20 protein-coding genes and 2 tRNA genes are annotated in these 19,337 nt (G+C 52.5%); 17 read left to right on the top strand and 5 right to left on the bottom strand.

All coding sequences use genetic code 11. From position 1 onward, the window contains the following. Positions 1–40: 40 nt before the first annotated feature. Positions 41–1,078: an extracellular solute-binding protein gene (locus IXC47_RS03045; RefSeq protein WP_195874645.1), complete on the bottom strand. Its 1,038-nt coding sequence runs from the start codon at positions 1,076–1,078 to the stop codon at positions 41–43. 173 nt (positions 1,079–1,251) lie between these two features. Between IXC47_RS03045 and IXC47_RS03040 the strand changes: the two genes are divergently transcribed. Next, positions 1,252–2,166 carry a patatin-like phospholipase family protein gene (locus IXC47_RS03040; RefSeq protein ID WP_195874644.1) on the top strand — a complete coding sequence of 305 codons (915 nt, stop codon included), beginning with the start codon at positions 1,252–1,254 and terminating at the stop codon, positions 2,164–2,166. Positions 2,167–2,205: 39 nt separating this feature from the next. On the opposite strand, the gene IXC47_RS03035 is transcribed toward IXC47_RS03040, so the two are convergent. Next, entirely contained in the window at positions 2,206–2,757 is a 552-nt protein-coding gene (locus IXC47_RS03035) for a C40 family peptidase (RefSeq protein WP_175625584.1), read from the bottom strand. Between the two features lie 112 nt (positions 2,758–2,869). On the opposite strand from IXC47_RS03035, the gene IXC47_RS03030 reads away from it, so the two are divergent. Next, entirely contained in the window at positions 2,870–4,042 is a 1,173-nt protein-coding gene (locus IXC47_RS03030) for a response regulator (RefSeq protein WP_195874643.1), read from the top strand. A 37-nt stretch (positions 4,043–4,079) separates the two neighbouring features. On the opposite strand, the gene IXC47_RS03025 is transcribed toward IXC47_RS03030, so the two are convergent. Next, positions 4,080–4,430, bottom strand: coding sequence for a hypothetical protein (locus IXC47_RS03025; RefSeq protein WP_175625586.1), 351 nt, complete (start codon positions 4,428–4,430; stop codon positions 4,080–4,082). A gap of 201 nt (positions 4,431–4,631) precedes the next feature. Here IXC47_RS03025 and IXC47_RS03020 point away from each other — a divergent pair, with 201 nt between their 5' ends. The 5 genes from IXC47_RS03020 to IXC47_RS03000 all read left to right on the top strand — a co-directional run bounded on the left by IXC47_RS03020 (position 4,632) and on the right by IXC47_RS03000 (position 10,736). Next, positions 4,632–5,039 (top strand): GlcG/HbpS family heme-binding protein, encoded by a 408-nt coding sequence (locus IXC47_RS03020; RefSeq protein WP_012080097.1) that lies wholly within the window; start codon positions 4,632–4,634, stop codon positions 5,037–5,039. A 284-nt stretch (positions 5,040–5,323) separates the two neighbouring features. After that, positions 5,324–6,478, top strand: a complete 1,155-nt coding sequence (carA, locus tag IXC47_RS03015) for a glutamine-hydrolyzing carbamoyl-phosphate synthase small subunit (protein ID WP_195874642.1) — start codon at positions 5,324–5,326, stop codon at positions 6,476–6,478. After that, a complete protein-coding gene (carB, locus tag IXC47_RS03010; protein ID WP_195874641.1) occupies positions 6,471–9,701 on the top strand; it encodes a carbamoyl-phosphate synthase large subunit in 3,231 nt (1,076 codons plus the stop codon). Before carA ends, carB begins: the two co-directional genes overlap by 8 nt. A 100-nt stretch (positions 9,702–9,801) precedes the next feature. Continuing rightward, complete coding sequence (gene greA / locus IXC47_RS03005) at positions 9,802–10,275, top strand: transcription elongation factor GreA (RefSeq protein WP_175625589.1); 474 nt, start codon at positions 9,802–9,804, stop codon at positions 10,273–10,275. Beyond that, on the top strand, positions 10,275–10,736 hold the full coding sequence (locus IXC47_RS03000; protein WP_195874640.1) for a DUF4149 domain-containing protein: 462 nt from the start codon (positions 10,275–10,277) through the stop codon (positions 10,734–10,736). Before greA ends, IXC47_RS03000 begins: the two co-directional genes overlap by 1 nt. A 10-nt stretch (positions 10,737–10,746) precedes the next feature. On the opposite strand, the gene yhbY is transcribed toward IXC47_RS03000, so the two are convergent. Beyond that, entirely contained in the window at positions 10,747–11,217 is a 471-nt protein-coding gene (yhbY, locus tag IXC47_RS02995) for a ribosome assembly RNA-binding protein YhbY (RefSeq protein ID WP_124573783.1), read from the bottom strand. Positions 11,218–11,313: 96 nt separating this feature from the next. Between yhbY and IXC47_RS02990 the strand changes: the two genes are divergently transcribed. From IXC47_RS02990 to IXC47_RS02945, 10 genes are all read left to right on the top strand, one after another. Then, positions 11,314–11,958 carry an RlmE family RNA methyltransferase gene (locus tag IXC47_RS02990; protein WP_175625591.1) on the top strand — a complete coding sequence of 215 codons (645 nt, stop codon included), beginning with the start codon at positions 11,314–11,316 and terminating at the stop codon, positions 11,956–11,958. 138 nt (positions 11,959–12,096) lie between these two features. After that, a complete protein-coding gene (gene ftsH / locus IXC47_RS02985; RefSeq protein WP_124573785.1) occupies positions 12,097–13,980 on the top strand; it encodes an ATP-dependent zinc metalloprotease FtsH in 1,884 nt (627 codons plus the stop codon). Positions 13,981–14,066: 86 nt separating this feature from the next. Continuing rightward, positions 14,067–14,903 carry a dihydropteroate synthase gene (folP, locus tag IXC47_RS02980; RefSeq protein WP_195874639.1) on the top strand — a complete coding sequence of 279 codons (837 nt, stop codon included), beginning with the start codon at positions 14,067–14,069 and terminating at the stop codon, positions 14,901–14,903. 28 nt (positions 14,904–14,931) lie between these two features. Continuing rightward, positions 14,932–16,269 (top strand): phosphoglucosamine mutase, encoded by a 1,338-nt coding sequence (gene glmM, locus IXC47_RS02975; RefSeq protein WP_175625593.1) that lies wholly within the window; start codon positions 14,932–14,934, stop codon positions 16,267–16,269. A 75-nt stretch (positions 16,270–16,344) separates the two neighbouring features. After that, positions 16,345–16,421, top strand: a tRNA-Pro gene (locus tag IXC47_RS02970). Positions 16,422–16,643: 222 nt separating this feature from the next. Continuing rightward, a complete protein-coding gene (locus IXC47_RS02965) occupies positions 16,644–16,853 on the top strand; it encodes a hypothetical protein (RefSeq protein ID WP_195874833.1) in 210 nt (69 codons plus the stop codon). Positions 16,854–16,885: 32 nt separating this feature from the next. Next, the gene (locus IXC47_RS02960) at positions 16,886–17,149 is read left to right on the top strand and encodes a hypothetical protein (protein ID WP_195874638.1); all 264 of its coding nucleotides are present in this window, start codon (positions 16,886–16,888) and stop codon (positions 17,147–17,149) included. Positions 17,150–17,289: 140 nt separating this feature from the next. Then, positions 17,290–17,366 (top strand) — tRNA-Arg (locus IXC47_RS02955). A 157-nt stretch (positions 17,367–17,523) separates the two neighbouring features. After that, positions 17,524–17,796, top strand: a complete 273-nt coding sequence (locus IXC47_RS02950; protein ID WP_195874637.1) for a hypothetical protein — start codon at positions 17,524–17,526, stop codon at positions 17,794–17,796. A gap of 302 nt (positions 17,797–18,098) precedes the next feature. Next, positions 18,099–18,896 carry a fumarylacetoacetate hydrolase family protein gene (locus IXC47_RS02945; protein WP_195874636.1) on the top strand — a complete coding sequence of 266 codons (798 nt, stop codon included), beginning with the start codon at positions 18,099–18,101 and terminating at the stop codon, positions 18,894–18,896. A gap of 54 nt (positions 18,897–18,950) precedes the next feature. On the opposite strand, the gene IXC47_RS02940 is transcribed toward IXC47_RS02945, so the two are convergent. Further along, positions 18,951–19,169, bottom strand: a complete 219-nt coding sequence (locus IXC47_RS02940) for a hypothetical protein (protein ID WP_175625600.1) — start codon at positions 19,167–19,169, stop codon at positions 18,951–18,953. Between the last annotated feature and the right edge of the window lie 168 nt (positions 19,170–19,337).

The following is a 19,337-nucleotide window of genomic DNA, read 5'->3' as shown; positions in this document are numbered from 1 at the left end:
ACATTTGCGATGTTCCGGCAGTTTTTTTATGACCTTCAGTTTATTTGTAGCCTACGCGATCAAGTATCTTTTGGGCTGCGATTTGGTTTTTACCGATCGCGGCGATGGAGATGTTTTCCATCTTGTAAGCGCCCAGTGACTCCAGTGCTTCGTTCTTCACACGGACACTTTTAACCGCTGGCCATTCGTTATTGCCATCCGCGAAGTAGGTTTGTGCTTCGTCGCTGGCCAGGTACTCGAGGAATTTAACCGCTGCTTCGCGGTGCGGCGCATTCTTCGCTACGCCACCGCCTGCAATGTTGAAGTGGGTGCCGCTGGTTTTAGCGTTAGGCCAGATGAAGCCGACGTTTTTCATGGCGGCGACGTCTTCCGGTTTGGTCGAGCGCAGCATGCGTGCGTAGTAGTAGGAATTGGCAATTGCGACGCCACACTCACCCGAAGCGACGCCTTTGATCTGATCGGTGTCGCCGCCGCGTGGTGGGCGGGCAAAGTTCGCAACCATGCCTTTGGCCCATTGCTCGGTCGCTTTTTCACCATTGCGTTCTATCATCGAGCCGATCAGCGACAAGTTGTATGGATGGGAGCCAGAGCGGGTGCAGACCTTGCCTTTGTTTTTCGGATCAGCCAGTGATTCATAGGTCGCGACGTCGGCCGGATTGACAGCAGCTTTGTTGTAGACGATTACGCGAGCACGGGTCGAGAAACCAAACCACTCAGGACCCTGGCCATCATCCTTGCCGTGCAAATTGGCCGGGATGCGTTTGCTCAGGACCGCCGATTTGACCGGTTGGAAGAATCCTTCTATCTCTGCGCGCCAGATACGTGCTGCATCAACCATGACGATGACGTCAGCCTGGCTGTTCTTGCCTTCGTTTTTCAGGCGCTCAAACAGCGCATTGTCATCAGCTTCGATACGATTGATTTTGATGCCGGTCTGTTTGGTGAAATTGGAGTACAGCAATTCATCCGTCTGATAATGGCGTGCCGAGTACAGGTTCAATACTTTTTCCTGCGCTTGCGCGATCGAAACAGTGCCCATCAGGGAAATTGCGGCGAGTAGGGTACTTGCTAGTCTCATATGCATCCTTGTTTGTCGGTAGTTGGGATTTTCGCTGCAGGAAGTATAGTAGGATTTCGTTAAGAATGAAAACGATTCTCAATTGTAGTGAGCTTTTTCCTTGCTTACGTTACGTAACAACCATGCCGACGGAAAAAGGGTAATCTTCGTTCTTTGAAAAAAATTGGTCCGCAATGTTGAAAAGTTATTCCAGCAAAATCCTCCTGGCTGGCCTGCTGGTACTGCAGGCAGCATGTAGCTTCCTTCCTGGCAAATCCGAACCAGTGACACCGGTAGTGGTCACGCCTAAATCCGCTGCACCAGTCAAGATTGCACTGGTACTTGGCGGCGGCGCAGCGCGCGGGTTTGCCCATATCGGCGTTATCAAAGCGCTGGAGTCGCAAGGCATCGTGCCGGACATGGTGGTTGGCACCAGCGCGGGCAGTGTAGTCGGCGCGCTCTATGCCGCCGGTAACAATGGTTTCGCTTTGCAGCAGATGGCGCTGGCGATGGATGAAGCAGCGATTTCTGACTGGTCAGTCCCGTTCTTTGCCAAATCCAGCGGTGTCTTGAAAGGCGATGCGCTGCAAAACTATGTGAACAAGGCAGTCAAGAATGTACCGATAGAGAAGATGAAAATCCCGTTTGCTGCAGTGGCGACGGATTTGAATAGCGGTCAGCCCGTTTTATTTCAGCGAGGTAATACGGGGCTGGCGGTACGCGCCTCTTCAGCGGTGCCGGGCTTGTTCCAGCCTGTGAAGATAGGTGAGCGCATGTATGTGGATGGCGGCCTGGTTGCACCAGTACCGGTACATTTTGCGAAGGAAATGGGCGCTGACTTCATTATCGCGGTGAATATCTCGGTGCAACCGGAAGTACAACTGGCGTCGAGTTCGCTGGATGTCTTGCTGCAGACCTTCGCCATCATGGGGCAAAGCCTGAATCGCTTTGAGCTGAAAGATGCCGACATCGTGGTCCGTCCCAACCTGGGCGATATGAAGGGGAATGACTTCAATGGCCGTAACCGCGCGGTACTGGCGGGTGAGCAGGCAGCAATGGCGCTGATGCCGGAACTGAAGAAAAAGCTTGCCAGCAGACGCGAGCAATAATCCAGTCCATAAAAAAACGCACCTGAGGGTGCGTTTTTTTTATTTGATCGGTGGGAAGTCCTGTTCCGGTTCACTGATGCGTCTGCCGCCATTAAAGCGTTTCTTCCAGTACGCGATGTCCATGCTTTCTATACGGACCTGGCCACCGGCAGATGGGGAGTGGATGAATTTGCGGTCACCCAGGTAAATGCCGACGTGGGAAAAACCCTTGCGCAGCGTATTGTAAAAAACCAGGTCACCCGGCTGTAAATCGTCTTTGTCGACATGTTTGCCGACATGGCTGATTTCCACTGAGGTGCGGGGCAGGATCATGCCCCAGGTTTCCTTGAAAATATGACGTACCAGACCGCTGCAGTCGAGACCGCTTTCTGGGGTATTACCGCCGTATTTGTAATGGATGCCCAGCATGCCCATGGCCTGCATGGCCAGTTCTGATGCGTGGTTGGAGATGCTTTGCAACTTGCTGACTTGCGCATTTTGCTCTGGTGGCGGCGCTTCGGCGCTCCACGCAGAACCCGCCAACAGGCTGAACGCTAATACGGCTGAGCGTGCCAGTTGAGCTGTGCGTAAGGTGGGTTGCAAAAATGTCATCGGATGCGATTTCCTTCAATGGAACTGACGAAATGTATGTCAATCTGGAAGTGCTGTCAAAATTTATTCGCTGGCGTTATGCTGTTACTAACATCAAAAAGGTTAGATTTACATGCTGACAGATACACCCGCCGCCCTTTCCCTAAAACCTCGAATTCTGATTGCCGATGACTCACGCATAGTCCGTGCCACCCTGATCAAGCACATAGAAGGCATGTTTGAATTCCGCGAGGCGCTGGATGGTGAGCAGGCATGGGAGGCATTGCTGATCGATCCCAGCATCCGGGTAGTCATCTCTGATCTGACCATGCCCAAGCTGGATGGCTACGGTTTGCTCAAACGCATACGCGCATCCAAAATCGGCCGTATCCGCAATATGCCGGTGGTGGTGGTCTCTGGCAGCGATGAGCAAGCCGAGCGTGATCGCGCCAAAGCGGCAGGCGCGACGGATCTCATTACCAAGGGCATAGGCACCGCGCAATTGCTGTCGCGCCTGGATATCCTCTCCAAACTGGTCAGTACCCAGAACGAATTCGAACGTGGACTGGAAGCGCTGGTTCACAGCAGCGATGTCGGCGATCATGTTGAATTACCTTCACCGCAGGAATGGGCGCAGCGGGCCGAAGAAATGCGCAGCAACGCGGCGCGCCAGAACCGGAATTTCGTCATCCTGAATGCATGCATAGGGCTGAAGCATCCTGAGCTGGATGGTTATCCAGCTTCGCCACCCTTCAGTGTGATTAATGCGATAGGTCAGCTTCTGCATCGTACGGTGCGGCAGACCGATTGTGTGGCGCGTACCGGCGAGAACGAATTCACAATTGCGACTGGCAGCATACATTTTGATTCGGCACGCAATTTCGCCGAGCGTGTCTGCCGCGCGATTGCCAATGCCAACCTGATCGGTGACGGGCAAATGGATTTGATTGCCAGCTGTGGCGTGGTATCGATAGCCGAGTGCGCTTCCGCTGCGGCTGAAGACATGCTGAATGACATGCGTCAATTGGCCGGTGAGCGTGCTTTGCTGGGTTTGCAAAAAGGCGTGACAGGTGTCATCGGCAACGAAGAAGAGCGCTTGTTGCAACAAGGCGAGAGTTTATTGACGCAATCCCTGCTTGAGCAGCAAGAAAAAGCGGCGGATCTGGCTATCGATCTGGCGACTTTGCTACGCTGGATCAAGGAGGGCAAGGAAGAGCAGGTATTGCTCCACATCAATAAATTGTCCGTCGAGCTGCAGCCTTTGCTGAATTTGCTTTTATCGCGACAAAAGGCTGGCATGCCCTGACGGGCAAGATGCTGAAAGGAAATAAAATCGGTGCAGATCAGGCAACGCGTCGTAAATGCTCGCCACGTCGCTCGGTCAGCGTGGCCCGTATGCTTTTTGCGTGATACTGCATCAGCATGATTTTCAGGTGCTCGGGCAATTGCGGGTCATTCGCTATGGCGTGTAGTAGCTGCGATTGTACAAACATGGTTTGTCGCTTGATGACTTCGCAATCCACGTGATGGACGCCGTGGTTCATGCGAGCGACCAACTCAAGTACATTGCGCTTGAACTGATACAGGGTGGAATGGGCGAGGCTGGCTTCTGCTGAAACTTTGGCTTTCTTCTTCGAAGTTTCTTTAGCGGGAGTCGGGGTGGCAGTTTTTTTTGAAAAACGATTGAAGAACATAGCTCCTCCCTAAACTCAAATGGACTCAGACCTAACATTGCCCAAACGACTTAGTTTGCCGACAGTAAATGTTTCAGTCTTGAATCATAGTACGCCGGATCTGCCAAAATGATAGTTAAACAATGTAAACAAAATCAATGTTGTCGCAGTTCAGCACTACTGTGATGTCGTACAATTCATTCTTCTATGACAGGAGGCACCATGCAAACCAAACAAGTACTGACGCTGGAAGACGTTAAAAAAATCGCTGCGGCGGCAGAAACCGAAGCAAACCTGCACAAATGGTGCGTTACGATCGCTATCGTCGATGATGGTGGTCATTTGCTGTGGTTGCAGCGTCTGGACGGTGCTGCACCAATTTCGTCGCACATTGCACCAGCCAAGGCCAAAACAGCCGCGCTCGGTCGCCGTGAATCGAAAGTCTACGAAGACATCATCAACAATGGTCGTTTCTCGTTTATCACAGCACCTACGCTGGAAGGCATGCTGGAAGGCGGCGTACCTATCGTCATCAATGGTCAGTGCCTGGGCGCGGTTGGCGTTTCTGGCGTGAAATCGACGGAGGACGTACAAATCGCCAAGGCTGGCATCATCGCCATCGGCGGTTGAGCCGGGTAGTTTGGATTTAACACTCTGACATTCAAATAAAACACCTTCGGCACACCGGAAACTACCGGATTCGGTTGCCAGTCGAGGGTGCTTTGCGCTATAATTCGGCGGTTTAGCTAATTTTATTCCGCCGTAGCGCATACCCATTTCCCATCGTCTAAATACGACCTGTACGACGCCTTGTTCGAGTGTATCTCCAGCAAGCAGCGCGCAAAGTTGCGCGCGGGTTTCGACGGTCATTCTGGCGCAGCGCAGCGGCGGTAACACACATCAGGAGTTACCCCTTGCCGCCATTCTTTTCTGGCCCTACAGTTCCGGCCATCCTAGCGCTAGCGGACGGGTCGATTTTCAAAGGTTTTTCGATAGGTGCACCGGGTCATACGATCGGTGAAGTTGTATTCAACACCTCGATGACCGGTTATCAGGAAATCCTCACCGATCCAAGCTATAGCAATCAAATTGTCACACTGACCTATCCTCATATCGGTAATACCGGCGTCAATGTCGAGGATGTGGAGTCGACCCGAATTCACGCGGCCGGCCTGATCATCAAGGATTTGCCGATCCTGACTTCCAATTTCCGTTCGTCCCAGACACTGTCCGACTACCTCAAGTCGGAAAACGTCGTCGGCATTGCCGGTATTGATACCCGCAAGCTGACGCGTATCCTGCGCGAAAAAGGTGCGCAAAGCGGTGCCATCCTGGCAGGTGAGGATGCAACTTCAGAGAAAGCACTGGAATTGGCCAAGTCCTTCGGCGGCCTGGCTGGTCTCGATCTGGCGAAAGTCGTCTCGACCAAGCAATCCTACCCATGGACTGAAACTGAATGGAAACTGGGCAAGGGTTACGGTCAGCAGACCGCTCCCCAGTACCATGTCGTCGCTTTCGACTATGGCGTCAAATTCAACATCCTGCGCATGCTCGCAGAGCGCGGTTGCAAAGTGACGGTATTGCCTGCCCAGGCATCCGCTGCCGAAGCGTTGGCGCTGAATCTGGACGGCATCTTTCTGTCGAACGGTCCTGGCGATCCGGAGCCATGCGATTACGCGATTGCGGCTTCCAAAGAATTGATCGATCGTGGCATCCCGACTTTCGGTATCTGCTTGGGTCACCAAATCATGGCGCTGGCTTCCGGTGCTAAAACACTCAAGATGAAATTCGGCCATCACGGCGCCAACCATCCGGTGCAGGATCTGGACAGCAAAAAAGTGCTGATCACATCGCAAAACCACGGTTTCGCAGTAGATGCAGCAACCTTGCCGGCGAACTGCCGCGTGACGCACGTCTCGCTGTTCGACGGTTCGCTGCAAGGTTTTGAACGTACCGACAAGCCAGCGTTCTGCTTCCAGGGTCACCCGGAAGCATCGCCTGGCCCGCATGACATCGCCCCCTTGTTTGATCGCTTCGTGGCGATGATGGAGAAGAATAAAAATGCCTAAACGCAGCGACATTAAAAGCATCCTGATTATTGGCGCCGGTCCTATCGTGATCGGCCAGGCTTGCGAATTCGATTATTCCGGTGCACAAGCTTGTAAAGCATTGCGCGAAGAGGGCTATCGCGTCATTCTGGTCAACAGCAACCCTGCGACCATCATGACCGACCCGGAAATGGCGGATGTAACCTACATCGAGCCGATCACCTGGCAAGCCGTTGAGCGCATTATCGACAAAGAGCGTCCAGACGCGATCCTGCCGACCATGGGCGGCCAGACCGCGCTGAACTGCGCACTCGACCTGCATCACAACGGCGTACTGACCAAATACAAGTGCGAACTGATCGGGGCTTCACCAGAAGCGATCGACAAGGCAGAAGACCGTTCCAAGTTTAAAGATGCGATGACCAAAATCGGTCTCGGTTCGGCACGTTCCGGTGTCTCGCACACGCTGGAAGAGTCGTGGGCAGTGCAAAAAGAACTCGGCTTCCCGGTCATCATTCGTCCATCGTTCACGATGGGTGGTAGTGGTGGCGGTATTGCCTACAACGCCGAAGAATTCGAAGCTATCTGCAAACGCGGTCTGGAAGCATCGCCGACCAGCGAATTGCTGATCGAAGAATCGCTGATCGGCTGGAAAGAATTTGAGATGGAAGTCGTGCGCGACAAGGCCGACAACTGCATCATTGTCTGCTCCATCGAAAACCTGGATCCTATGGGCGTGCACACCGGTGACTCGATCACGGTCGCGCCAGCGCAAACGCTGACCGACAAGGAATACCAGATCATGCGTAATGCATCGATCGCGGTGCTGCGTGAAATCGGTGTTGATACCGGCGGTTCCAACGTGCAGTTTTCGATCAATCCGGCTGATGGCCGCATGATCGTCATCGAAATGAATCCGCGCGTATCGCGTTCGTCGGCACTGGCATCGAAAGCAACCGGTTTCCCGATTGCGAAGATCGCAGCCAAGCTGGCAGTCGGCTTCACACTGGATGAGTTGCGCAACGAAATTACCGGCGGCGCGACCCCGGCTTCGTTCGAGCCATCGATTGATTATGTCGTCACCAAGATTCCACGTTTCGCATTCGAAAAATTCCCGCAAGCGGATAGCCATCTGACCACGCAAATGAAGTCGGTAGGCGAAGTCATGGCGATCGGCCGTACCTTCCAGGAATCCTTCCAGAAAGCCTTGCGCGGCCTGGAAGTGGGCGTCGATGGCATGAATGAAAAAACCACCGACCGCGAAACCATCGAAGAAGAACTGGGCGAGCCAGGTCCGGAACGTATCTGGTACGTCGGCGATGCGTTTGCTCAAGGTTTCTCGCTGGACGAAGTGCATGCATTGACGCACATCGATCCGTGGTTCCTCGCACAAATCAAGGAAATCGTTGATATCGAACTGTGGCTGGAAACCCAGACCCTGAGCGCGATCGACAAAGACACATTGTTCAAGCTGAAGCAAAAAGGTTTCGCGGATCGCCGCCTGGCTAAATTGCTGAAAACGACCGACAAGGAAGTACGCGAACAGCGTCGCGCGCTGAATATTCGTCCTGTCTACAAACGCGTTGATACCTGCGCCGGTGAATTTGCTACCAACACCGCATACATGTATTCGACCTATGAAGAAGAGTGCGAATCGCAGCCGACCAACAAGAAAAAAATCATGGTCCTCGGCGGCGGTCCTAACCGTATCGGCCAGGGTATTGAATTCGATTACTGCTGCGTCCACGCTGCGCTCGCAATGCGCGAAGACGGCTACGAAACCATCATGGTCAACTGTAATCCGGAAACAGTTTCTACCGATTACGACACCTCGGATCGTCTGTACTTCGAACCGCTGACCCTGGAAGACGTGCTGGAAATCGTCGACAAGGAAAAACCATACGGTGTGATCGTGCAGTACGGTGGTCAGACACCTTTGAAATTGGCGCTCGACCTGGAGGCCAACGGCGTGCCTATCGTCGGCACCTCGCCAGACATGATTGACGCCGCAGAAGATCGCGAACGTTTCCAAAAAATGCTGCACGACCTGAAACTGCGTCAGCCGCCTAACCGTACTGCGCGTACCGAAGAAGATGCATTGCGCCTGGCGCAGGAAATCGGTTATCCGCTGGTTGTGCGTCCGTCGTATGTATTGGGTGGTCGTGCGATGGAAATCGTGCACGAGCAACGTGACCTCGAACGCTATATGCGTGAAGCGGTCAAGGTCTCGCATGACTCGCCAGTATTGCTGGATCGCTTCCTGAACGACGCGATTGAAGTCGACGTCGATTGCCTGTCCGATGGTCAGCGTACTTTCATCGGCGGCGTGATGGAACATATCGAGCAAGCGGGTGTGCACTCCGGTGATTCGGCTTGCTCGTTGCCACCATATTCGCTGTCGCAAGCAACCATTGATGAATTGAAACGCCAGACTTCGCTGATGGCCAAAGGCTTGAACGTGGTGGGTCTGATGAACGTGCAGTTCGCGATCCAGCAGCAGGAAATCGACGGCAAGCAACAAGACGTCGTCTTCGTGCTGGAAGTGAATCCACGTGCGTCGCGTACCGTGCCGTATGTTTCGAAAGCAACCGGTTTGCAACTGGCCAAGATTGCAGCACGCTGCATGGTTGGTCAGTCGCTGGACAGCCAGGGCATCATCAACGAAGTGGTACCGGAATACTTCAGCGTCAAAGAAGCTGTGTTCCCGTTCGTCAAGTTCCCAGGCGTGGACACCATCCTCGGCCCTGAAATGAAATCGACCGGTGAGGTGATGGGCGTAGGCAAAACCTTTGGTGAAGCCTTTGTCAAATCGCAACTCGGCGCCAGCATCAAGCTGCCACGTTCGGGCAAAGTGTTCCTCAGCGTCAAGGCGAGCGACAAGCCGCGTGCAGTGCAGGTTGCCAAGGATCTGGTTGAAATCGGTTTCTCGGTGGTGGCGACCAAAGGTACGGCTGCAGCTATCAGCGCGGCCGGTATCGAAGTGCAGTCAGTCAACAAAGTGGCAGAAGGACGTCCACATATTGTCGATATGATCAAAAACAATGAGATTGCACTTGTTATCAACACTGTGGAAGAGAAGCGTAGTGCCATCGTGGATTCCCGTACCATCCGTACATCCGCTCTGGCAGCACGCGTCACAACTTACACAACGATAGCTGGCGCAGAAGCAGCAGTGGAAGGCATGGCCCATCTGGACGAGTTGCACGTCTATGATTTACAAGGCCTGCATAAAACCTTACACTAAGCCCACAGCGTTAAAAATCTAACCACAGAGGTCACAGGCGGTGCCGGATTCCGGTGCCTTTTGCGACCTCTGTGGTTTTCCACTTTTGAAGATAGAAGCTATGAGCACACCAATTACCCCCTATGGCGCAAACCTCTTGAAAGAAGAGCTGCACCGTTTGAAAACAAAAGAACGCCCATGGGTCATTAATGCTATTGCTGAAGCACGTGCACAAGGTGACCTGTCGGAAAACGCCGACTACGATGCGGCGAAAGAGAAACAAAGCTTTATCGAAGGTCGTATCGCTGATCTCGAAGGCAAACTGGGTACTTCGCAAATCATCGACCCGACCACACTGGAAGCAGAAGGCCGCGTGGTGTTTGCCTCGACCGTGGATCTGGAAGATCTGGAAAACGGCGAAAAAGTGACGTACCAGATCGTTGGTATCGATGAAGCTGATCTGAAGGAAAAGAAAGTATCGATTACGTCGCCTATCGCGCGTGCGATGATAGGTAAATACGCAGGCGATATCGTCGCGGTGGAAGCACCGGCCGGTCTGCGTGAATACGAAATCCTGCAAGTACGCTACATCTGATGTTCCTCACACGCGTACGATTGCTGATAGCAACCTTCTGGGTGGGAACCCTGTGGGCGGTGGGCTTTGTGGTCGCACCAACCCTGTTTTCCACCCTGAGTGATCGTGCGCTGGCAGGCACCATCGCCGGTAGCCTGTTCAATATCGTCGCGTGGTTGTCGCTGTTTTGTGCAGCGGCACTGCTGGCTTTGTTGTTCCAGGCCGGTCGCGGTGCGCAAGCCCAGCCTGCGAAGATCAATTACTACCTGATCGCAGGCATGGTTGCATGTACGCTGATCGGTTACTTTGCATTGCAACCGCAAATGGCTGAGCTACGCCTGGTATTGCATAGCGTAGCGGACAGCAATATTGCTGCACTGGCCGACGTGCGTAAGCAATTCGGCATCCTGCATGCTGTTTCAACCGGGTTTTATATAGTGCAGAGCCTGTTAGGCGCTGCACTGATACTCAAGCTGCGCTGAGTAGGGGAGATTATCGTCCGAGTGACGATTTCTTTGGGCTGGTTTGACGCGGCTTGGCGCGTTTGATCGAGCCACCCTGGGTGACACGCTCATTTCCCTTGACCATTACTTTAGTCACGGTCGGACGTTTGGTGCCGCTAGGACTCGGTTTGACGATGGTGACTTCACGCATGCCACGGCCGCGGGTTTCGCTCGGTGCTTTTACCGCTTCTTTTTTCGGGCGATAAACAACCAGCAATTTACCGATGTGCTGTACAGGCGCAGCATCGAGTTTTTCGCAGATGGTGTCGTAGATAGTGACACGTGCTTCGCGGTCATCGCCGAATACGCGTACTTTGATCAAACCATGGGAATTGAGGCTGGCGTCGATTTCCTTGAGTACGCCTGGCGTCAAGCCGGCTTCCCCGATAATGACGACAGGGCTGAGAGCATGCGCTTCAGCGCGTAAGGAACTGCGCTCGGCCGGTGTAAGTTTCAACATAAATTGTGATGGTGTTCGGGGGCAGGATTGCTTCGGCACGCAGCGCGAACCTGACAAACTTTGTCCCACAGTATTTAAAACTAGTATTCTACGCGAATGGCAAAGAAGAAATTAAACAAAAACTGGCTGCATGACCATATTAACGACCCGTATGTGAAGCTGGCGCAGAAAGAAGGCTATCGCGCCCGTGCGGTCTACAAGCTCAAAGAGATAGATGAAACCGAGAAGTTGATCAAGCCGGGGCAGGTGATTGTTGATCTGGGGGCAACACCGGGCAGCTGGTCGCAATACGTGCGCAATAAGCTATCGGGCAGCGTCGGCGGTGGTATTAACGGCACGATTATCGGTTTGGACATGTTGCCGATGGAGCCGATAGCCGACGTGCATTTTATACAAGGTGACTTCCGCGAACAGGAAGTGCTGGACCAGCTGGAGCAGGTACTGCAGGGCCGCAAGGCTGATCTTGTGATATCGGATATGGCACCCAATTTGTCAGGTATCGCCGTGGCTGATGCTGCGCGCATGATCGATCTGATCGATTTGGCAATTGATTTTGCGCAACATCACATGAAACCTTCAGGCTCCTTGCTCGTAAAGTGCTTTAATGGTTCCGGATATAGCTATATAGTGGAAAAATTCAGGGACGAATTCAAAACGGTCGTACAAAAGAAGCCCAAAGCCAGCCGCGACAAATCGTCTGAGATATTTTTACTTGGGAAAACCTTAAAAAATCCGCTTTAATGCGTAATTAACTCTGAATTGACCCTTGTTAATGCCGTTTTTAGCCTGATATTCGATACTGCAAGCCTTGAGTATTACGAGTAGAATCGAAATTACATTTTTAGTAAAAAAGACGCGTTCTGTGTCCAAGGAGTTTTAGTGAACAATATGTTTTCCAAGGCCGCCATATGGGTGGTCATCGGGATGGTGCTTTTCACCGTGTTCAAACAGTTCGACGGCCGCAGTGCGTCGGGCTCAGCCACGGCGATCGCCTACTCGGATTTCCTGGACGAAGTAAGAAGTAAGCGCATCAAGGAAGCGACGATCGAAGATCGCAGCATCGTTGCGACTACGACCGACGGCAAAAAAATTAAATCCGCGATTACCTATCTGGATCGCGGCCTGGTTGGCGATCTGGTCAATAACGGCGTGAAATTCGACGTTAAACAACCGGAAGAGCAATCTTTCCTTTCCCAAGTATTCATATCCTGGTTCCCGATGCTGTTGCTGATCGGCGTCTGGATCTTCTTCATGCGTCAAATGCAGGGCGGCGGCAAGGGCGGGGCATTCTCGTTCGGCAAGTCGAAGGCACGCATGCTGGATGACACCAACAACCCGGTCACTTTCGCTGACGTCGCAGGTTGCGATGAAGCGAAAGAAGAAGTCGGCGAGCTGGTCGACTTCCTGCGTGATCCTACCCGCTTCCAGAAACTGGGCGGTCGTATCCCGCGCGGCGTCTTGATGGTTGGTCCTCCAGGTACCGGTAAAACCTTGCTGGCGCGTGCGATTGCAGGCGAAGCAAAAGTACCGTTCTTCACGATTTCCGGTTCGGACTTTGTTGAAATGTTCGTCGGTGTCGGTGCATCCCGTGTACGCGACATGTTCGACAACGCGAAGAAACACGCACCTTGCATCATCTTCATCGATGAGATCGACGCAGTTGGTCGCCATCGTGGTGCCGGTATGGGTGGTGGTAACGATGAGCGCGAACAGACGCTGAACCAGATGCTGGTTGAGATGGACGGCTTTGAGCCTAACGCAGGCGTGATCGTGATCGCAGCAACCAACCGTGCTGACGTACTCGATAAAGCTTTGCTGCGCCCAGGTCGTTTCGATCGCCAAGTGATCGTTGGCTTGCCTGACATCCGTGGTCGTGAGCAAATCTTGCTGGTCCACATGCGTAAAGTACCTATTGGTACCGATGTACAGGCAGATATCCTGGCACGTGGTACGCCTGGTTTCTCCGGTGCTGATCTGGCCAACCTGGTCAACGAAGCAGCCTTGTTTGCCGCACGCCGTAACAAGCGCCTGGTTGAGATGCAGGACTTCGAGGATGCCAAAGACAAGATCGTGATGGGCCCTGAGCGTAAGTCGGCTGTCATGCGTGAAGAAGAGCGTCGCAATACTGCTTACCATGAGTCCGGTCACGCAGTGGTTGCCAAACTCTTGCCTAAGGCTGATCCAGTACATAAAGTCACCATCATGCCGCGTGGTTTCGCGCTGGGTCTGACCTGGCAGTTACCTGAGCATGATCGCGTCAATATGTATAAGGACAAGATGCTGGAAGAGATCTCTATCCTGTTCGGTGGCCGTATTGCGGAAGAAGTGTTTATGCATCAAATGTCGACCGGTGCTTCGAACGACTTTGAGCGTGCGACCAAGCTGGCGCGTGCGATGGTGACGCGCTACGGTATGTCGGAAAGCCTGGGTACCATGGTCTACGAAGACACCGAGCAAGATGCCTACTTCGGACGCTCGTCTGCGAAGACAGTGTCGGAAGCGACACAGCAAAAGGTCGATACTGAAATCCGCACGATCCTGGACACCCAGTATGCGTTGTCGCGCAAACTGATCGAGGAGAATCGCGATAAGGTTGAATTGATGGCGAAAACCCTGCTGGATTGGGAAACCATCGATTCGGATCAAATCAACGACATCATGGAAGGACGTGAGCCACGTCCACCGAAAGCTGGCGTTCCTGTCAAACGCAGCCCACCGGATAATCCTACCGATGTGGCGCCGAATGCAACTGCACCGGCCTGATAGATCACTTCAGATCTGACGAACATGTTTTAATACAGGGGTGGGGAGAAATCCTCACCCCTTTCTATTTGTACCCAGACAAAACAATGCAAACTCACCTGCAATGCGGTCGTTACCGCCTTTCCGTCGACGCCGCAGCGCGTCCCCTGGTCATGGGTATCCTCAATATCACGCCTGATTCATTCTCTGATGGCGGCAAGTACCATATGCTGGATACGGCCTTGTCGCACGCAGAAGAAATGATCGCCGCAGGTGTGGACATCATCGATATTGGCGGTGAATCCAGCCGTCCCGGCTCACTCGCGGTTTCCCTGAAGGATGAACTGGATCGTGTCATGCCTCTGGTCTACGCCTTGCGCGATTGCGGCAAGCCCTTGTCGATAGATACGTATAAGCCGGAAGTGATGCGCGAAACCATTGCGGCGGGTGCCGATATGATCAATGACATCAATGGTTTCCGTGCGCCGGGTGCCTTGCAGGCAGTCGCAGATGCAGACTGCGCCTTGTGCGTCATGCATATGCAAAATGATCCGCAAAGTATGCAGCTGCAACCAGAATATGATGATGTCGTTGCTGAGGTCGGGGAATTTTTACGTGAGCGTATCGGTCAGATGGAACAAGCCGGTATTGACCGCGAGCGCATATGCATAGATCCGGGCCTGGGTTTTGGGAAAACGCTTGCGCACAATATCGCATTGTTGAAAAATACCAGGCAAATGCAGGCATTCCTGCAAGCGCCGATGCTAATTGGTTTATCGCGTAAAACAATGATAGGTGCACTGACGGACCGACCAATCGAGCAACGCCTGGCCGGCAGCTTAGCCGGAGCGTTAGCAGCTGTTGCGCACGGCGCACGTATTGTACGTGTGCATGATGTGGCAGAAACAGTAGACGCGTTGCGGGTTTGGCATGCAGTATCCTGATTAAACACAAAACTTAAAAAGAACAACAATGAAACGACAATATTTCGGCACCGATGGCGTGCGCGGCAAAGTAGGTACTTCCCCAATCACCCCTGATTTCGTCATGCGCCTTGGCTATGCGGCCGGTACCGTGCTGACCAAGTCACGTACCAAGACCAGCCGCCCGGTAGTACTGATCGGCAAAGACACGCGTATCTCCGGCTACATGCTGGAAGCCGCACTGGAAGCAGGTTTTTCCGCTGCTGGCGTCGATGTGATGCTGGCCGGCCCTATGCCGACACCGGCGATTGCTTACCTGACTCGCGCCTTGCGTTTGTCCGCTGGTGTAGTGATTTCTGCTTCTCATAATCCATACGAAGATAACGGCATCAAATTCTTCTCTGCATCGGGTAACAAATTACCGGATGCGATAGAGCTGGAAATTGAAGCGGCACTGAACGAGCCTATGTCTTGTGTCGCCTCTGAAAAACTGGGGCGTGCGAAGCGTCTGGAAGATGCACGCGGACGTTACATCGAATTCTGCAAAAGCACTTTCCCGCATGAGCTGGATTTGCGCGGCACCAAGCTGGTCGTCGATTGCGCGCACGGGGCGGCTTACCATATTGCACCTGATGTGTTTCACGAGCTGGGCGCTGAAGTCATTGCGATAGGTAACCAGCCTAACGGCTTTAATATCAATGAAGGCTATGGTGCAACTGCGCCGGAAGCACTGGTCGAAGCAGTGCGTGCGAATCAGGCGCATCTTGGTATCGCCTTGGATGGTGATGCTGATCGTTTGCTGGTGGTGGATGCAGCAGGTCGCATTTATAACGGCGACGAGCTCTTATACATCATGGTCAAGGATCGCATGCGGGTGCGTCCGATTGAAGGTGCAGTCGGTACCTTGATGACAAATATGGCGCTCGAAGTTGCGTTCAAGGAAATGGGTATAGGATTTGCACGTGCAAACGTCGGCGATCGCTATGTACTGGAAACCTTGCGTGAACGTGGCTGGCAGGTTGGGGGCGAAGGTTCGGGACATATGTTGTGCCTGGATAAACATACTACCGGTGATGGCATTATTTCTGCGTTGCAAATTCTGTCGGCATTGAAGCGTAGCGGACTGAGCCTGGCGCAGTTGACGCAAGACATTGAGATGTTCCCGCAAACCTTGATTAATGTGAAAGTCGCGCCCGGTTTTGACTGGAAGAAAAACAAGGAATTATTGGCAGAAAAAGAAGTAGTCGAAGCCGAGTTGGGCGACAAGGGCAGGGTGCTGATACGTGCCTCCGGCACCGAGCCTTTAATCCGTGTAATGGTGGAGGCCAAAGAAGCGGATGTCGCTGATAAAATGGCACGACGGATCGCCGCCAAGCTGACTGAATAAATTTATAAAATTATTGAAGTAAAAGCATTTTAGATATTGACCGATTCCAGAACATTCAATATAATCTCTTTCTTTCGGAGTGTAGCGCAGCCCGGTAGCGCACCTGGTTTGGGACCAGGGGGTCCAAGGTTCGAATCCTTGTACTCCGACCAGAATTTAAAGGACTAGCCTAATCGCTAGTCCTTTTTTTCGTCTATTATCTTTCTACTGTTCAGTGGAATGTCTGCAGCAATTCTTCCCGCATCTGGTTCTGCGTTTCAACGCTAGTTCTTACGTTTTTTGCACAATATTCCGATCAGGGGATCTTATGGTTCTCTTGTTGTTCCAACGTGCATGAACGCATTTCATCAGCCTAACCGTAAAGGATGCATCTCATGCTTAATCTGATCGCCAGCTGTCATCGTCGCAGCGCATCTTCATTGCATATTCCTCTGTCGGCACATACCGCACCAGTACCGGAGCCGATAGAAGATCCGTTGCCGGGTGAGCATCCTGTGCCGCAGGAAGATCCGGTACCTTCTCCGAATCCCGAGATTGATGACCCTAAGCCCACACGCAAGGCAAACGCTAATAGCTGTCACTAATCACACGCTGTATTCAACCCCAGGGAGTGCATATGGAAAAGCAGCAGAACTGGAGTACCGAGTTGTACCAAGGATTGGAAGTGCATGTCACCGCGTTGCGCAAAGAAGATCCGCCCCAGCTATGGGATTACACGGTGCGCATATGCGAGCCCGGGCTGGATGCTTCGGCTGAAAGTGAACTGGCGGCAGAGTCAGGTGATGATGAGGATTACGAAACGGCAGATGAAGCGTTGGCTGCAGGTTTCTCGCGTGGTTACGTATTGGTCGACCGCATCCGCAAAGACGGTCAAGCGTAGCTGCTGGAACTTGCTGGTGCCAGAGCCTTGCCGGGAGCCGTCATTGAAAGAGTGGCGTAAAAAAGGCATAATGCAGCACCTTTAGATGAGCGCAGGTTCAGGCTCCTTCTTTCAGCATCGCGGTTCAATCCCGCCACATTCTGCCCATAGCTCAGTTGGATAGAGCATCAGCCTTCTAAGCTGAGGGTCGCAGGTTCGATTCCTGCTGGGCAGGCCACTACCTACATTTCCCTCTGTAAATTTGCATAGCGTCCATGCTTGAAACTGCATGGGTAAGATTATGCTGAATGCATGGTATTAAGTGCGGTAGTTAACTGAAGCGTAATGCAATTGGTGATAGGATATTTACCATCCTTGACTCCCGGGAGCGCATTATGAATCGCATCGATCAAGCCATCAATGATTTGGCGCGCGCTTTTTGCCAGCTTAAACAGCATGATGAAGCGCTTTATACCAAGGCTTTGCACTCTCTCGTCGCACTGGCGCTTTCCGAAGAAAAAATCGAGAGAGTCTCCAGCATAGAGCGGGATATGCAATATGTCGGGCAAATCCTGTCTAACACCCGGCGAGTACGAGCCACGAGCGGTGATGCCGTACTGGAGTTTCCATGTCGCAGGAAAGGTGACCGCCGCGTTTCCTCGCGCTGAAGGCCTTGTGCTATAGCCATACGCATAGTTAATCAAATTCCAGCCCTGTGCTTGCAAGAGCACGGGGTTTTTTACGTCCGCAAGTCCTGCTTTGACAGCTGTTATCTGAGGCACATTTTTCTGTTTGCTTGCACACGTTAACCGAGTGTGTACGTCACACGATTTATTAATCCGATCACGTATCTTTCTCATATCAACTTGTATATATTTGGTATATGGAGAGCTTGGATGACGGGCCTGCCTGGACGTTCAGCTATGACTTGCCATATCTCGATATAACCCCAGTGGATTGAGGAGACAATATGACTAAATTGAGTAGACGTGGAATGCTGCAGGCAGCTGGTTTGATGACGGTAGGTGCGGTAACAGGTTGTGCCGCTCCACGCAGTTCAGGCGGCAAGGATGGCAATGCAATATTCTCAGTTGCACAGCCAACTATCCCCATTGTTGGTAGCAATGATCAATTTCCGGTGCGTCGTATTTACTGCATAGGGCGTAATTACGCCGCACATGCGCGTGAGATGGGTTCAGATCCTACACGTGAACCGCCATTCTTTTTTCAGAAGCCTAGCGATGCGATTCAGTACGTCGCACCAGGCAAGGTTGTCGATCATCCGTATCCGACACTGACCAAGAATTACCACTATGAAATCGAGCTGGTCGCCGCGATTAATAAGGGCGGGAAAAACATTTCAGTCGAAAATGCACTACAACACGTCTTTGGTTATGCAGTCGGGCTGGATATGACGCGTCGTGATTTGCAGGCCGCGATGAAGAAGGAAGAGAAGCCATGGGAAATCGGCAAGAGCTTCGATATGTCTGCACCTATAGGGCCTTTGCATCCGGTCGCCAGCATAGGCAATTTCACCGAAGGCAAGATCTGGCTGAAGGTGAATGGACAAGTGAAGCAGAGCGCAGATCTGAAGCAAATGATTTGGTCAGTTGCCGAGCAAATCAGTAATTTGTCGAAAGCGTTTGAGCTGATGCCGGGAGATATTATTTATTCGGGTACACCGGAAAATGTCGGCCCGGTGGTGCGCGGCGACGTCATGGAAGGTCATATTGATCGACTGCCTAATATCACGCTGAAAGTCGTGTAAGCGAGGTGCCGGGTCTGTGCGCCCGGCACTTTTTAAAGTTCGCAGGCGGAATAGTTAGATGCGGCTGTAGGTGTCCGACGTACCCTTGATTTTGAAGGTGCCGTCTTTTTGCGGTTCCGCGATATTGTCTGTGTCTTTGATGCGATAACCAACGAAGTCGCGTGGCAGTTTGGTACTGCCGAAATCCAGGTAGGTCCTGCCTTTTCCTACGTTTTGCATAGTAAGAACTTTGCCGGATGTGTTTTTAACTTTGAACTCTTCAATGCTTTTCATGCAGCCTCCTGGTGGGTGGGTTGAGCAGCGGTGTGTTGATGGACTTTCATACTGACAAGTCGACCGGAAAAGTGTTAACCGATGTTATACCATGTGTCACTGCATGCCGCATACCATGCAGTATTTACATGGATTGCGGGGCATGGGAGGGAGCCTGCAGGAGGGGAA

This window comes from Herminiimonas contaminans, assembly GCF_015645465.1.
GTDB classification, from domain to species: Bacteria; Pseudomonadota; Gammaproteobacteria; order Burkholderiales; family Burkholderiaceae_D; genus Oxalicibacterium; species Oxalicibacterium contaminans.
This window is presented reverse-complemented; position numbering and strand designations above follow the sequence as displayed.

What these genes read in the sequence shown, in the direction of transcription:
- IXC47_RS02940 (WP_175625600.1), bottom strand. Translation starts at nt 19,169, where the DNA reads ATGAAAAGCATTGAAGAGTTCAAAGTTAAAAACACATCCGGCAAAGTT.
- IXC47_RS03000 (WP_195874640.1), top strand. Translation starts at nt 10,275, where the DNA reads ATGTTCCTCACACGCGTACGATTGCTGATAGCAACCTTCTGGGTGGGA.
- IXC47_RS03035 (WP_175625584.1), bottom strand. Translation starts at nt 2,757, where the DNA reads ATGACATTTTTGCAACCCACCTTACGCACAGCTCAACTGGCACGCTCA.
- IXC47_RS02990 (WP_175625591.1), top strand. Translation starts at nt 11,314, where the DNA reads ATGGCAAAGAAGAAATTAAACAAAAACTGGCTGCATGACCATATTAAC.
- yhbY (WP_124573783.1), bottom strand. Translation starts at nt 11,217, where the DNA reads ATGTTGAAACTTACACCGGCCGAGCGCAGTTCCTTACGCGCTGAAGCG.
- IXC47_RS03045 (WP_195874645.1), bottom strand. Translation starts at nt 1,078, where the DNA reads ATGAGACTAGCAAGTACCCTACTCGCCGCAATTTCCCTGATGGGCACT.
- IXC47_RS02965 (WP_195874833.1), top strand. Translation starts at nt 16,644, where the DNA reads ATGCTTAATCTGATCGCCAGCTGTCATCGTCGCAGCGCATCTTCATTG.
- folP (WP_195874639.1), top strand. Translation starts at nt 14,067, where the DNA reads ATGCAAACTCACCTGCAATGCGGTCGTTACCGCCTTTCCGTCGACGCC.
- greA (WP_175625589.1), top strand. Translation starts at nt 9,802, where the DNA reads ATGAGCACACCAATTACCCCCTATGGCGCAAACCTCTTGAAAGAAGAG.
- IXC47_RS02945 (WP_195874636.1), top strand. Translation starts at nt 18,099, where the DNA reads ATGACTAAATTGAGTAGACGTGGAATGCTGCAGGCAGCTGGTTTGATG.
- IXC47_RS03040 (WP_195874644.1), top strand. Translation starts at nt 1,252, where the DNA reads ATGTTGAAAAGTTATTCCAGCAAAATCCTCCTGGCTGGCCTGCTGGTA.
- IXC47_RS02960 (WP_195874638.1), top strand. Translation starts at nt 16,886, where the DNA reads ATGGAAAAGCAGCAGAACTGGAGTACCGAGTTGTACCAAGGATTGGAA.
- carB (WP_195874641.1), top strand. Translation starts at nt 6,471, where the DNA reads ATGCCTAAACGCAGCGACATTAAAAGCATCCTGATTATTGGCGCCGGT.
- IXC47_RS03020 (WP_012080097.1), top strand. Translation starts at nt 4,632, where the DNA reads ATGCAAACCAAACAAGTACTGACGCTGGAAGACGTTAAAAAAATCGCT.
- IXC47_RS02950 (WP_195874637.1), top strand. Translation starts at nt 17,524, where the DNA reads ATGAATCGCATCGATCAAGCCATCAATGATTTGGCGCGCGCTTTTTGC.
- IXC47_RS03025 (WP_175625586.1), bottom strand. Translation starts at nt 4,430, where the DNA reads ATGTTCTTCAATCGTTTTTCAAAAAAAACTGCCACCCCGACTCCCGCT.
- glmM (WP_175625593.1), top strand. Translation starts at nt 14,932, where the DNA reads ATGAAACGACAATATTTCGGCACCGATGGCGTGCGCGGCAAAGTAGGT.
- IXC47_RS03030 (WP_195874643.1), top strand. Translation starts at nt 2,870, where the DNA reads ATGCTGACAGATACACCCGCCGCCCTTTCCCTAAAACCTCGAATTCTG.